This window comes from Streptomyces sp. NPDC023723 (genome assembly GCF_040639815.1).
In the GTDB taxonomy this organism is placed as follows: domain Bacteria; phylum Actinomycetota; class Actinomycetes; order Streptomycetales; family Streptomycetaceae; genus Streptomyces.
In genome coordinates this window covers 39,890-53,907 of record NZ_JBFAAP010000049.1, presented here as the reverse complement: position 1 = coordinate 53,907, position 14,018 = coordinate 39,890, and the positions used below count along the sequence as shown (strand labels likewise).

Annotated in this window: 10 protein-coding genes; 2 read left to right on the top strand and 8 right to left on the bottom strand. The window is 75.3% G+C overall.

From position 1 onward, the window contains the following. Together AB0G32_RS32655 and AB0G32_RS32650 are read right to left on the bottom strand one after the other, a co-directional pair. Positions 1-1,067, bottom strand: a 1,067-nt coding sequence (locus tag AB0G32_RS32655) for a maltotransferase domain-containing protein (RefSeq protein WP_361171658.1), incomplete at its 3' end; no start/stop codon positions are given. Positions 1,068-1,213: 146 nt separating this feature from the next. Beyond that, positions 1,214-2,422 (bottom strand): S8 family serine peptidase, encoded by a 1,209-nt coding sequence (locus tag AB0G32_RS32650; RefSeq protein WP_361171655.1) that lies wholly within the window; start codon positions 2,420-2,422, stop codon positions 1,214-1,216. Positions 2,423-2,716: 294 nt separating this feature from the next. Here AB0G32_RS32650 and AB0G32_RS32645 point away from each other — a divergent pair, with 294 nt between their 5' ends. Continuing rightward, positions 2,717-5,335, top strand: a complete 2,619-nt coding sequence (locus AB0G32_RS32645) for a glycosyltransferase family 1 protein (protein ID WP_361171652.1) — start codon at positions 2,717-2,719, stop codon at positions 5,333-5,335. 33 nt (positions 5,336-5,368) lie between these two features. On the opposite strand, the gene AB0G32_RS32640 is transcribed toward AB0G32_RS32645, so the two are convergent. Further along, complete coding sequence (locus AB0G32_RS32640; protein WP_361171649.1) at positions 5,369-5,779, bottom strand: RidA family protein; 411 nt, start codon at positions 5,777-5,779, stop codon at positions 5,369-5,371. Between the two features lie 82 nt (positions 5,780-5,861). On the opposite strand from AB0G32_RS32640, the gene AB0G32_RS32635 reads away from it, so the two are divergent. Then, entirely contained in the window at positions 5,862-6,245 is a 384-nt protein-coding gene (locus AB0G32_RS32635) for a helix-turn-helix domain-containing protein (protein WP_361171646.1), read from the top strand. A 13-nt stretch (positions 6,246-6,258) separates the two neighbouring features. On the opposite strand, the gene AB0G32_RS32630 is transcribed toward AB0G32_RS32635, so the two are convergent. The 5 genes from AB0G32_RS32630 to AB0G32_RS32610 are packed head-to-tail and all read right to left on the bottom strand — an operon-like array spanning position 6,259 to position 13,986. After that, entirely contained in the window at positions 6,259-6,768 is a 510-nt protein-coding gene (locus tag AB0G32_RS32630) for a DUF1990 domain-containing protein (protein WP_361171643.1), read from the bottom strand. Between the two features lie 46 nt (positions 6,769-6,814). Then, a complete protein-coding gene (locus AB0G32_RS32625) occupies positions 6,815-8,569 on the bottom strand; it encodes an ABC transporter ATP-binding protein (protein ID WP_361171640.1) in 1,755 nt (584 codons plus the stop codon). Further along, on the bottom strand, positions 8,566-10,299 hold the full coding sequence (locus AB0G32_RS32620; protein ID WP_361171637.1) for an ABC transporter ATP-binding protein: 1,734 nt from the start codon (positions 10,297-10,299) through the stop codon (positions 8,566-8,568). Before AB0G32_RS32620 ends, AB0G32_RS32625 begins: the two co-directional genes overlap by 4 nt. 31 nt (positions 10,300-10,330) lie before the next feature. Then, on the bottom strand, positions 10,331-12,184 hold the full coding sequence (locus tag AB0G32_RS32615) for an ABC transporter ATP-binding protein (RefSeq protein WP_361171634.1): 1,854 nt from the start codon (positions 12,182-12,184) through the stop codon (positions 10,331-10,333). Continuing rightward, positions 12,181-13,986: an ABC transporter ATP-binding protein gene (locus tag AB0G32_RS32610; protein WP_361171631.1), complete on the bottom strand. Its 1,806-nt coding sequence runs from the start codon at positions 13,984-13,986 to the stop codon at positions 12,181-12,183. The genes AB0G32_RS32615 and AB0G32_RS32610 overlap by 4 nt, the downstream gene beginning before the upstream one ends. Positions 13,987-14,018 lie beyond the last annotated feature (32 nt).

Sequence of the window (14,018 nt, the reverse complement as noted above, 5' to 3'; positions counted from 1 at the left end):
CGGTGGTGGAACCACTCCGGGTGCTTGTGCACCCAGGGGTGGTCGGGCGAGCACTGGAGCGCGAAGTCGAGGGCGATCTCCAGGCCCAGTTCCCGGGCCTCGGCCACGAACAGGTCGAAGTCCTCGATGGTCCCGAGGTCCGGGTGGACGGCGTCGTGCCCGCCCTCGTGGGAGCCGATCGCCCAGGGCACCCCGGGGTCGTCCGGCCCGGCGGACAGGGTGTTGTTGGGGCCCTTGCGGTGGGTGGTGCCGATGGGGTGGACCGGGGGCAGGTAGACGACGTCGAAGCCCATCGCGGCGATGGCCGGCAGCCGCCGGGCGGCGGTGCGGAAGGTGCCGTGCGGACGCTCCGGGGTGCCCTCGGAGCGCGGGAAGAACTCGTACCAGGCGCCGTACAGCGCCCGCTCCCGTTCCACCAGCAGCGGCATCGGGTCCGAGGAGGTGACCAGCTCCCGCAGCGGGAAGCGGGCGAGCACCGCGTCCACCTCGGGGGTCAGCGCCGCCGCCAGCCGGGAGGCGGCCGGACGGGTCTCGTCCCGCAGCGCCTCGGCGGCGGCGAGCACCTCGCGCCGGTCCGCCTCCTGAGGCACCTGTCCGGCGGCCCGCTCGTACAGCCGGGCGCCCTCCTCCAGGACCAGGGCGGTGTCGAGGCCGGCCGGGATCTTGATGCGCGCGTGGTGCCGCCAGGTGGTGACGGGATCGCCCCACGCCTCGACGGTGTACGTCCACCGGCCGGGCCTGTCGGCGGCGACCTCGGCGCCCCAGCGGTCGGTGCCGGGGGCCAGTTCCCGCATGGGGGTCCACGGCCCGGGCCGGCCCTCGGGGTCCGCCAGTACGACGTTGGCGGCGACCGCGTCGTGTCCCTCCCGGAACACGGTGGCCGAGACCAGGAACGTTTCGCCGGTCACCGCCTTGGCGGGCCGGCGCCCGTGCTGGACCACCGGGTGGACGTCCAGTACGGGGATCCGGCCGACGACCGGTGGGCCGTCGGCGCGGGGTGGCGCGGCGCCGTGGGGTGGGGCGCCGGGCACGGTGGGGGGTGCTGGCTGGTGGTGCGTGGCGGGCATGACCGCTCCTGTCCGCGTCAACGAAGGGTGGGCGGATGACTGTGGGGAGGTGGGCCGTGCGGGGGGTCCTGACGGAGTCCTACCTGAGGCGTATACCGCGAGAGCCTTCCCCTACTCTCCGGGTGGGCAATCCGGCACTTTGTTAACTACTCGCGCGTACTGCGGTGTCTTCGCGCGCACCGGACCGGTCCCGTCCGCGGGACCTGTGCACGGGGTATGTGCGGCAGCCGGTTCGGCGACGCCGTGCCGCGGCCGGACACCTGGCCCGAAACGGCCCCCGCGATCCGCGACTTGACCACCTGGGCCGGCCCGGCGCGCGGATGGCCGGCCGGGCGCGGCGGCGCCGTCGACGTACCGGAGGCAGTGGCCCGCGTGGTGTCGCCCGCACGGGACGCCGAGGTGGACGCCGAGGTGTTGGCCACGCCCGGGGCGAACAGGCCGACGGCCGGCCCGCAGTTGGCGAAGAGCGCCCTGGTGTCCGTCCGGTCGGTGGCGCCGGCCGTGAGCGCCGTGGGCAGCCCGGCGGGGGAGCATCCGGGCGCCGGGCGCCGGGCGTTGCCCGCGGCGACCGGGTGGGTGACGCCGGACGCGACCGGGGCGCGGACGGCGGCGCCGAGCCGGCTGTCGCGCGGACCGCGGGGACCGAGGTGGGCGCCCGCGGGTCCGCGGGCGTGCCGGGTGACCCGGTCGATGCCGGCGACGACCCGGGCGGTGGTGCCGGCGCCGTCGCCGTCGAGCACCCGGACGGCGACCACCCGGGCCTTCCCGGCCACGCCGTACGCCGGTCCGGCCACCGTGGCCGCGGCATGGGTGCCGTGCCCGTCGCCGTCCCGGGCGGTGCGGTCCCGGCCGGCGAAGTCGTAGCCGCGGCTCGCCCGGGAGCCGAAGCCCTGGTGCGCGGTGCGCCCGGCGGTGTCGATGGCATGCACCGGCACGCCCTTGCCGCCGCTCGCGGGTGCGGTGCGGCGGCGGTCCGGCGCAGGCTCCGGCAGGCTCCGCTGGCCGACGCGGTCCGGGCCCCGGGACGGCGGGTTCCGCTGGGTGCGCTCCGCCGGCACCTCGGTGGCCCAGAACACCGAGGTGCCGTCGTATCCGTTCAGTACCGTGCCGTAGAGGCGGCTGATTCCCGCCCCGCGCTTTTCGGCGAGCCGCTGTCCGGCGGCCGGGGCCGCCTGCACCTCCCCCTTGAGTGTCACCAGGCAACTCCCGCTCACCGGGCCGGCTGCCCCGGCGCCGAGCATCCGGCCCTCCGGTGCGGTCCGCGCGGGCGGGGCCGTGGCCGAAAGCGCCGCGGCACCGCCCACCGCGACCAGGGCCCCCGCCGTGCGCGGACGCGGCGTGCGCGTGCGTGACATGGTGCGTCCCCCTCCTCGACCCCGGCGTGCGGCCCGCCCTCCCCGGGGGCCGCCCCGTACGTCCGCAGCCTCTCGTGTGTCATGAAGTGTCACAAGACGGCCCAGCGGGGTGGAATCAGCCATATCGGGAGATGCGGTGCGGGTAGTCCGTCCGGCGGTGGACGGCGGCGCCGTTCCGGCCGATCGGGCGGTCCCCGGGCCAAGCCCCCACGACGGCCGCCGGGTCGCCGGTACCGTCGGAAGGGACGGCGCGGTACACACCGCGTCAATCCAGCGATCGCGTTGAGGTGGCATGTGAAGGCGATCCGCCGACTGACCGTCCGTCCCGTCCTCCCCGACCCCCTGCGGCCCCTGAGCGACCTGGCGCGCAATCTGCGCTGGTCCTGGCATGCGGAGACCCGCGACCTGTTCCAGTCCGTCGACCCCGAGTGCTGGGTGGCCTCCGGCTGCGACCCGGTGCGGCTGCTCGGCACCGTCCGCCCGGCCCGGCTCACCGAGCTGGCCGAGGACCGCCGCTTCCTGCGCCGGCTCACCGCGGTCGCCGACGACCTCGACTACTACATGACCGGCGACCGCTGGTACCAGGCGCAGCCCGCCAGGCTGCCCGCCGCCGTCGCCTACTTCTCCCCCGAGTTCGGCATCACCGCCGCGCTGCCGCAGTACTCCGGCGGCCTCGGCATCCTGGCCGGCGACCATCTCAAGGCCGCCAGCGACCTCGGCGTGCCGCTGATCGGCGTCGGCCTGCTCTACCGGCACGGCTACTTCCGGCAGTCCCTGTCCCGGGACGGCTGGCAGCAGGAGCACTATCCGGTCCTCGACCCCAACGAACTGCCGCTCGGCCTGCTCAAGGAGGCCGACGGCAGCCCCGCCCAGGTGCACCTCGCGCTGCCCGGCGGCCGGGAACTGCGGGCCCGTCTGTGGCTGGCCCAGGTCGGCCGGGTCCCGCTGCTGCTGCTCGACTCCGACGTCGAGGAGAACGACCTCGGCGAACGCGGCGTCACCGACCGGCTGTACGGCGGCGGCAGCGAGCACCGGCTCCTCCAGGAGATGCTGCTCGGCATAGGAGGGGTCAGGGCGGTACGGACGTACTGCCGGCTCACCGGACACGCCGAGCCCGAGGTCTTTCACACCAACGAGGGACACGCCGGCTTCCTCGGCCTGGAGCGGATCGCGGAGCTGTGCGACCAGGGCTCGGAGTTCGACCCGGCGCTCGAAGCGGTCCGCGCCGGGACCGTCTTCACCACCCACACCCCGGTCCCGGCCGGCATCGACCGCTTCGACCGCGAGCTGGTCGCCCGGCACTTCGGCCCCGGCGCCGAACTGCCCCGCATCGACGTCGAGCGCATCCTGCGGCTCGGCATGGAGACCTACCCCGGCGGCGAACCCAACCTGTTCAACATGGCGGTGATGGGCCTGCGGCTGGCCCAGCGCGCCAACGGCGTCTCCACCCTGCACGGCGGGGTCAGCCGGGAGATGTTCGCCGGTCTGTGGCCCGGCTTCGACGCCGACGAGGTACCGATCAGCTCCGTCACCAACGGGGTGCACGCGCCCACCTGGGTCGCACCCGAGGTGTTCCGGCTCGGCGCCCGGCAGATCGGCGTGCAGCGCACCGAGGACGCGCTGACCGTCGGCGGCTCGGAGCGCTGGGACGCGGTCGGCGACATCCCCGACGAGGACATCTGGGAGCTGCGCCGCACCCTGCGCGAACAGCTCGTCACCGAGGTACGGGAGCGGCTGCGGGCCTCCTGGCGGCAGCGCGGCGCCGGCACGGCGGAACTCGGCTGGATCGACGGCGTCCTGGACCCCGACGTCCTCACCATCGGCTTCGCCCGCCGGGTCCCCTCGTACAAGCGGCTGACGCTGATGCTCCGCGACCGCGACCGTCTGATGGACCTGCTGCTGCACCCGGAGCGGCCGATCCAGATCGTCGTGGCCGGCAAGGCGCACCCGGCGGACGACGGCGGCAAGCGGCTGGTGCAGGAACTGGTCCGGTTCGCCGACGACCCGCGGGTACGCCACCGGATCGTCTTCCTGCCCGACTACGGCATGGCGATGGCGCAGAAGCTCTACCCGGGCTGCGACATCTGGCTGAACAACCCGCTCCGGCCGCTGGAGGCGTGCGGCACCTCCGGGATGAAGGCGGCGCTCAACGGCTGCCTCAACCTGTCCGTGCTGGACGGCTGGTGGGACGAGTGGTTCCAGCCCGACTTCGGCTGGGCGATCCCCACCGCGGACGGCGCCGGCACCGACCCGGACCGGCGCGACGCCATAGAGGCCGCCGCCCTCTACGACCTGCTGGAACAGCGGATCACCCCGCGCTTCTACGAACGCGGCCAGTCCGGGCTGCCGGACCGCTGGATCGAGATGGTCCGCCAGACGCTGAGCCTGCTGGGACCGAAGGTGCTGGCCGGGCGGATGGTCCGGGAGTACGTGGAGCGGCTGTACGCCCCCGCCGCGGCGGCGCACCGCGCGATGGGCCCGGACGCGGCGCGCGACCTCGCCGAGTGGAAGACCCGGCTGCGGGCCGCCTGGCACGGGGTGAGCGTCGACCACGTGGAGACCACCGCCGCCACCGCCACCGCGGAACTGGGTTCCACCCTGGGCCTGCGGGTGCGGGTGGACCTCGGCGAACTGGCCCCGGACGACGTGGAGGTGCAGGCGGTCTCCGGCCGGGTGGACTCCGAGGACCGGATCACCGGGGCGACGGCGGTGCCGCTGAAACCGGTCGGCGGACCCGACCTGGAGGGCCGCTGGGCCTACGAGGGCCCGCTCGCCCTGGACCGCACCGGCACCTTCGGCTACACGGTCCGCATCCTGCCCGCCCACCCGCTGCTGGCCTCCGGTGCCGAACTGGGCCTGGTCGCGGTGCCGTCGGGGGAGCTGGTGGAGGCGGCGGGGCTGCTGATGCGGTGACCCGGACGCCGCCCTCGCCGCCGGCGCCGGGCGTCAGCCGGTGAGGGCGGTGGCCTCCACCTCGACCAGCACATCGGGTTCGAAGAGGTGGTCGACCCCGATCAGCGAGGCCGGGGGCATCGGGCGCGGCAGCCCGATCTCCCCGGCGACCTGCTCGACCCCCGCCAGGAAAGCGGTCATCCGCTCCGGCGCCCAGGCGGTGACGTAGAAGGTCAGGCGCAGCACGTCGGCGAAGGTCGCCCCGGCGCCCGCCAGCCCCGTCGCGGTGTTCCGCAGCGCCTGCGCGACCTGCCCGGCGAGATCGCCCGGGGCGACCGGCGTGCCGTCCGCGGTCCGCGCGATCTGGCCGCTGACGTGCACGTGCCGGGTGCCGGTGCCGACGGCGACGTGGTCGTAGGGGGTGGGGCGCAGCATGCCGTCGGGGGTGAAGCGGCGAACGGGCATCAAGGTCTCCTCGGACCGGAACGGTAGGTATACCTTTGCTACCTGGTGCACGAAGGACACTTCAAGGAGACCAAGTATCAGCATGGATACCGTGCCGGAACCCGTCGGTGAGCTGCGGATCACCGCCCCGCACCGGGAGTTGCTCGACCAGGTGCTGGACAAGTGGTCACTGGACGTCCTCAACGAACTGTGCGAGCGTCCCCGCCGGTTCAACGAACTCCGCCGGGCCGTGCCCGCGGTGACGCAGAAGTCGCTGACCGCGACGCTGCGCCGGCTCGAACGCAACGGCATCGTCGAGCGGGTGCTGCTCAGCTCGCGCCCGGTCGCCGTCGAGTACCGGATCACCCCGCTGGGCAAGACCCTCCGGCATCCGGTCGAGGTGCTGCTCGGCTGGGCCGCGGCCCAGCTGCCGGCGATCGAGCGCGCCCGCGACGCCTTCGACCTCGGCCTGACCGCGTCGCCCTGAGCGCGCGGACCCGTCAGTCCTCGGCGGCGGGTCCGCACAGTTCGCGCAGCACCTTGCCGCAGCGCCGGGCGTAGGCGTGCTGCAGGCCCCGGGCCGCCGGGCCGCCCGCCTTGGTGTACCACTTGGCCGGGCGGCTGAAGGCGGTCACCGTCAGCCAGACCGTGCCGTCACCCGTGCGGTCCACCACGAAGGACTCCTCGCCGCACTCCGGATGACCGGCGAGCGTGCCGTACGCCCACCCGGCGCGCCGGGGCTCCTCCACCGTCCACACCACCCGGCAGGGCGCCTTGATCATGCCGGCCAGGGTGACGGTGACGTCGACACCGGGCGCGGCCCGGTCCGCGCCCGTGTCCAGGCCGACCCCCACCGCCCGGTGCAACTCCCAGGTCAGCAGCGCCTGGGCGGCCCGCCGGAAGACCGGTTCGCCCTCCCCGAGACGGGTGCGGACATGCAGGGAATGGAAGCCGGGCGGGCAGCGGTCCTGCTCCCGGGTCGCGCCGACGGCGTCGTACGTGAAGGACATGGGTCCCAAGACTAAGGGCCCGTCCGGGCGCGGCACCGGCACCCGCCTACCGGGGTCCGTGCCAGGAGTGCCACAGCGCGGCGTAGGCGCCGCCGGCCGCGACCAGTTCGTCGTGCGTGCCCAGTTCGGTGAGCCGGCCGTCCTCCATCACGGCCACCCGGTCGGCGTCGTGCGCGGTGTGCAGCCGGTGCGCGATCGCGATGACGGTCCGGCCCTCGAGTACGGCGGCCAGGGCGCGCTCGGTGTGCCGGGCCGTGGTCGGGTCGAGCAGGGCGGTGGCCTCGTCGAGGATCAGGGTGTGCGGGTCGGCCAGCACCACCCGGGCCAGCGCGAGCCGCTGGGCCTGGGAGCCGTCGGTGCGGTGGCCGCCGGTGCCCAGCTCGGTGCCGAGGCCGGCCGGGAGTTCCCGTACCCAGGTGTCGGCGCCGACGGCGGCCAGCGCGGACCAGAGCCGGTCGTCGGTGGCGGACGGTTCGGCGATGAGCAGGTTGTCGCGGACCGTGCCCAGGAAGACGTGGTGTTCCTGGGTGACCAGGACGACCTGGCGGCGCAGCCGCTCCGGGCCGAGGCCGTGCACCGGCACCCCGCCCACCGTCACCGCGCCGGCGGTCGGCGTGTCGACGCCCGCCAGCAGCCGGCTCAGCGTCGTCTTGCCCGCGCCGGACGGCCCGACCACCGCCAGCCGCTCGCCCGGCCGCACGGTGAGGTCCACCCCGCGCAGCACCTCGCCGCCCCGGTCGTAGGCGTAGCGGGCCCCGGTCACGTCGATCCGGTCGCCGGCCGGCGCCGGGGAGCCGTCCGGTGCGGCGCGCGGCGCCCGGGCCAGCCCCTCCACCCGGGCGAACGACGCGCCGCCGGCCTGGAGCTGCTCCAGCCGCACCAGCACCTCGTCCAGCGGCCCGGCGAGCTGCTGGAGGTACACCGCGCAGGCCACCACCGTCCCCACGCTCGCCGCCCCGTGGGTGTGCAGCACCCCGCCGATCAGCAGTACGGCGGCCACCGGCAGGACGTAGGAGAACTCCACCACCGGGAAGAACACCGAGCGCAGGTACAGGGTGTGCAGGCGGGTCCGCCGGGACACCTCCAGCGCGTCGCGGCTCGCGGCGATCCGCCGCCCGGCCAGGCCGAACGCCTCCACCGTGCGGGCCCCGGCCACCGTGGCGGCCAGCACCTCGGCGACGTCGGAGTTGGCGGCGCCCTCGGCGAGGTATCCGGCGCGGGCCCGGCGCAGATACCAGCGCAGCGCGCCCCAGACGGGCAGCAGGCCCAGCACGCCGACCGCGCCGAGCAGCGGGTCCAGGACGAACACCGCGACGGTGAGGAACAGCGCCTGCACCGCGTTGACCAGCAGCTCGGGACCGGCGTCCCGCAAGGTGGCGCCGACGGCGGTGACGTCGGCGGTGCCCCGGGTGGTCAGGTCGCCGGTGCCGGCCCGCTCCACCACCGAGGCGGGCAGCGCCAGCGCCCGGTCCACGAAGCGCTCCCGGACCCGGGCCAGGGTCCGTTCGCCGAAGCGGTGGCCGACGTAACGGGCCCAGCGGGCCAGCAGCAACTGCGCCAGCGAGCAGAGCAGGATGGCCAGCGCCATCCGGTCCACGACGGCCACCTCGGCGCCGGCCCGCACCTCGTCGACGATCCGGCCCAGCAGCCACGGTCCGGCGAGTGCGGCCAGCGCGGCCAGCGCGTTCAGGGCGAGTACCGAGGCGAAGGGCCGGGCGTCGGCCCGCACCAGTCCGGCCGCCGCCCGGCGTACATCGGCGCGGCCGGCGACCGGCAGCCGCCCGCCCTCCGTCGAGGTCATCGAAGAGCCTCTTCCGCTTCGTCGGCTTCGTCGGCTTCACCGGTGTCCCGCGCCACCAGCGCCCGGTAGCCCGGCTCGGCGCCGAGGAGTCCGCGGTGGGTGCCGCTGGCCACCGCCTTGCCGTCGACCAGGTAGTGCACGACGTCCGCCCGGTCGAGGAGCAGCGGGGAGGTGCAGGCCACCACGGTGGTCCGGCCCGCGCGGGCGGCCCGCAGCCGGTCCGCCACCAGTGCCTCGGTGTGCGCGTCCAGCGCCGACGTCGGCTCCACCGCGAGCAGCACCTCGGGGTCGGCCAGCAGCGCCCGGGCCAGCCGGACCCGCTGCCGCTGCCCGCCGGACAGGCTGCGGCCCTGCGCGTCGACCGGCGCGTCGAGCCCGTCGGGCAGCGCCCGCACGATGTCGTCGGCGGCCGCCGCGCGCACCGCCCGCAGCACGCCCGGGTCCTCGGCGGTCCGCCGCCCGGCCAGCACCTCGCGCAGCGGCCCCGCGAACAGGTCGGCCTCGTGGTCGGCGACCAGCACCCGGTCCCGGACCACGGGCAGCGGAATCTCATCCAGCCGTACGCCGCCCCAGGTGACGTCGGTGCGGCCGTAGCGGCCGAGCCGGTCGGTGACCTCGGCCAGGTCGGCCGGCCGGGCCGAGGTCAGCGCGGTGAACCGGCCCGGCGCCACGCGGACACCGGAGGCCAGGTCCGCCAGCGCCGCCGGCTCGGCGGGGGCGTCGGCGGTGCCGCCGGCCGGCTCGGGCGCCAGGCGCAGGAACGCCACCACCCGCCGGGCGGCCACCACACCCCGGCTGAGCTGGTACCCCATCTCGATGAGGAACGCGACCGGCCAGCCCAGCGCCACCACATACCCGTACACCGAGACCAGTTCGCCCACGGTGATCTGCCCCTGCGCGGCCTGCCGGGCGCCCAGCCAGGTCACCAGGGCCAGGAACAGCGTCGGCAGCCCCACGCCGAGGGCCTGGATCCAGCTGGTCACCGCGCCGACCCGGTAGCCCTGGGCGCGCAGCCGCGCCGAGTCCCGGCGGAAGGCGTCCGCGACCAGGCCCTTGCCGCCCAGCCCGTTCAGCACCCGCAGCCCGCCCGCGAGGTCCGCGATCCGCGCGGTCAGCACGGACTGCCGCTCCCGGTACTCGGCCTCCCGGCCCTGCAACCGGCCCATCAGCGGCCCCAGCAGCACCCCCAGCACCGGTACGCCGATCAGCACCACCAGGGCGAGCCGCGGTGACACGGACACCATCAGGAGGCCGACCACCACGTAGGCGACGACCGCGCCGACGCCGGGCCCCACCGCCGTCAGCGACTGGCTGATCGTCTGCACGTCGCCCACCCCGATGGTGACGACCTCCCCGGCGCCCACCTGCCCGCGCAGCCGGGCGCCGAGCCGGGTGGCGTGCCCGACGACGAGCTTGACCGTGCGGAAGTTGGCGTCCATCCGGACCCGGGTCATCGCGCGGTGGCGCAGTATGCCCACCCAGGCGTTGAACGCCCCCACGGCGGTCAGCGCCCCCGTCCAGGCCGCCAGCGCGCCCAGGTCACCCGGTTCCAGGCCGTGGTCGACCGCCCGGGCCATCAGATACGGGGTGGCCGCCAGCAGCACCATCCAGACGCTGGCCAGCAGCGCCCCCGCCGCGCACCGGCCCGGCTGCCGGGCCACCAGCCACCGCAGGTACCGCCAGCCGCCCCGGACGTCGGGCCGGCCGGGCTCCTCGTACGCGTCGATCATCCGTGCCCCCGCGGTCCCCGTCGCCGTGCCCTCATGCCAGGCTGTCCCGCCACGCCCGGTGCAGATCGGCGAACCGGCCCGTCCCCGCGGTCAGCTCGGCCGGGCTGCCGTCCTCCACGATCCGGCCGTGCTCCAGCACCAGCACCCGGTCGGCGATCTCCACGGTCGACAGCCGGTGCGCGATCACCACCGCGGTCCGGCCGTGCAGCACCGTGCCCATCGCCCGCTGCACCGCCCGCTCCCCGGGAACGTCCAGCGAACTGGTCGCCTCGTCCAGGATCAGCACCGCCGGATCGGCCAGCAGCGCCCGCGCGAACCCGACCAGTTGGCGCTGACCGGCGGAGATCCGGCCGCCGCGCTTGCGGACGTCGGTGGCGTAGCCGTCCGGCAGCGCGGCGATGAAGTCGTGCGCGCCGATCGCCTTCGCGGCCCGCTCGATCTCCTCGGCCGTCGCCTCCGGGCGGCCGAGGGCGATGTTCTCGGCGACCGTCCCGGAGAACAGGAACGCCTCCTGCGTCACCATCACCACCCCGCGCCGCAGTTCGGGCACGGCCAGGTCGCGCAGGTCGGTGCCGTCCAGCAGCACCCGGCCCGCGGTCGGGTCGTAGAACCGGGCCAGCAGCTTGGCCAGGGTCGACTTGCCCGCGCCGGTGGAGCCGACGACCGCGACGGTCTGCCCGGCGGGGACGGTCAGGTCGAAGCGGGGCAGCACCTCGCCGCCGGTGCGGTAGCCGAAGGCGACCCCGTCGAAGACGACCTCGCGGCCGGGCAGGGCGGTGGCCGGGGGCGGCAGTTCCCTCGGCGCCGCCGGCTCCGGCACGGCCGGGACCTGGGCCAGCAGACCGGCGATCTTCTCCAGCGAGGCCGCCGCCGACTGGTAGGAGTTCAGGAACATGCCGAGCCGGTCGATCGGGTCGTACAGCCGGCGCAGGTACAGCACCGCCGCCGCCAGCACACCGAGCGCCAGGGTGTCGTCCGCGACCCGGTGGGCGCCCCACAGCACGATGCCCGCGACGGCCGTGTTGGCGACCAGCCGGGAACCGGTGACATAGCGGGCCATCTCGAGGAGCGCGTCGCCGTTGCTGCGCTCGTGCCGCCCGTTCAGCACGGCGAAGCCGGCGTCGTTGACCGCCTCGCGGCGGAAGGCGCGCACCGGCCGGATGCCGTTCATCGTCTCCACGAACTTCACGATCACCGCCGCGATCGCCGTCGACCGCTTGCGGTACGCCCGCCCCGCCCGCCGCTGGTAGGACCGCACCAGCGCGTACAGCGGCCCGAACGAGGCGACCGCGACGGCGCCCAGACCGAGGTCTAGCCAGAGCAGCAGCGCCGCGATGTAGACGAAGGAGAGGACGACCGTGACCAGTTCCTGCAGGCCCTCGCTGAGCAGCTCGCGCAGCGACTCCACGTCGGTGGTGGCACGGGAGATCAGCCGGCCCGAGGTGTACCGCTCGTGGAAGTCGACGCTGAGCGCCTGCGCGTGGCGGAAGATCCGGCCGCGCAGGTCGAGCAGCACGTCCTGGTTGACGCGGGCGGCGGCGCCGATGAAGGCGTACTGGAGGGCGCCGCCGGCCAGCGCGCACAGCAGGTAGCCGGCGCCGACCGCGATCAGCGGCCCGTGGTCGGCGGCCCGCAGCGCCGGTACGGCGTGGTCGATGGCGTACGCCACCAGCAGCGGGCCGGCCTGCACGGCCGCCTGCTGGAGCAGGAGCAGCAGGGTGGTGACGGCGACCCGGGCGCGCATCGGCGCCAGCAGGGAGCGCAGCAGGGCGGCGGTGGCGCCGGGCGGGGTGGGCAGCACGTCGCGGTCGAAGGCGTCGCCCGGGTCCGGGCGGGGGCCCTCGGGGCCGTCCGTGGGCGGTGCGGTGGTGGTGGGCGCCGTCATCGGTCGTCGTCCTCCCCTGCCCCCGACATCAGGTGGGCGTACTCGGCGTTGCCGCGCAGCAGTTCGTGGTGGGTGCCGACGGCGGTGATCCGGCCGCCGGAGAGCAGGGCGACGCGGTCGGCGAGCAGCACCGTGGAGGGCCGGTGGGCCACGATCAGCGCGGTGGTGTCCGCCAGCACCCGGCGCAGGGCGGCCTCGACGGCGGCCTCGGTGTGCACGTCCAGGGCGGACAGCGGGTCGTCCAGGACCAGGAAGCGGGGCCGGCCGGCCACCGCGCGGGCCAGCGCGAGGCGCTGCCGCTGGCCGCCGGACAGGCTCAGGCCCTGTTCGCCGACCTGGGTGGCGGTGCCCTCGGGCAGCGCGCGGACGAAGCCGGCCTGGGCGATGCCGAGGGCGCGGTCCAGCTCGGCGTCCCCGGCGTCGGCGCCGGCCCCCATCAGCACGTTCTCCCCGACGCTCGCGGAGAAGAGGGTGGGTTCCTCGAAGGCGACGGCGACCAGGGCGCGCAGCTCCTCGCGGGGCAGCGCGGTGATGTCGGTGCCGTCCAGGGTGATCCGGCCCTCGGTCACCTCGTGCAGCCGGGGGACGAGTGCGGTGAGCGTGGTCTTGCCGCTGCCGGTGGCCCCGACCAGCGCGAGGGACTCGCCGGGGCGGATGTGGAGGTCGACGCGGTCGAGGACCGGCGGGGCGTCGGGGGCGGCGTCGGGGTAGCGGAACCGGACGCCCTCGAACCGCAGCCCCGGCTCCGCACGGGCAGCCGGTGCGGGCACCGGCTCGGCGGCCCGTCCGCCGGCGGACTCCGGCTCCTCGTCCATCACCTCGAAGTACCGCTCCGTCGCCGTCGCCGCCTCCTGGCTCATCGCCAGCAGGAACCCGATCGACTCGATCGGCCAGCGCAGCGCCAGCGCCGTCGACAGGAACGCCACCAGCGTCCCCGCCGACAGCCGCCCGTCCGCCACCTGCACCGACCCGACCACCAGCGCCGCCCCGACGGCCAGTTCCGGCAGCGTCACGATCACCGCCCAGATGGCCGCCAGCAGCCGCGCCTTGCGCAGCTCCGTCCCGCGCAGCGTCCGGGACAGCTCCCCGAATGCCCGCGCCTGGCTGCGATGGCGCCCGAACCCCTTGATGATCCGGATGCCGAGCACGCTCTCCTCGACCACCGTGGTCAGGTCCCCGACCTGGTCCTGTGCCCGCCGCGCCACGTCGGAGTACTTCTTCTCGAACACCGAGCAGGTGACGACCACCGGGACGGCGGGCCCCAGGATCACCAGCCCCAGCGTCCAGTCCTGCACCAGCATGATGACCACGCCGACCAGCATCGTCACCCCGTTGACCAGCAGGAACGTCAGCGGGAAGGCGAGGAACATGCGCAGCAGCATCAGATCCGTGGTGCCCCGGGACAGCAACTGTCCCGAGGGCCACCGGTCGTGGAAGGCCACCGGCAGCCGCTGGAGCCGCCGGTACAGCGCGGCCCGCAGCTCCGCCTCGACATGCGACAGCGGCCGGGCCACCAGCCACCGCCGCAGCCCGAACAGCAGCGCCTCCGCCAGCCCCAGGAGCAGCAGGTACAGCGCCCCGAGCCACACCCCGGCCGGGTCCCGGCCGGCGACCGGGCCGTCCACCATCCACTTCAGGACCAGCGGAATGACCAGCGCCACGCAGGAGGCGAGCACGGCGACGAACGCCGCGCCGAACAGCCGCGCCCGCACGGGCCGTACGAACGGCCACAGCCGCAGCAGGGTCCGCACGGCGGACCGTTCGGCGGACCGTTCCGCGGGGGATGCAGGTTTCGTGGTCATCAGCAGCGAGCCTACGGTTCACCACTGACACT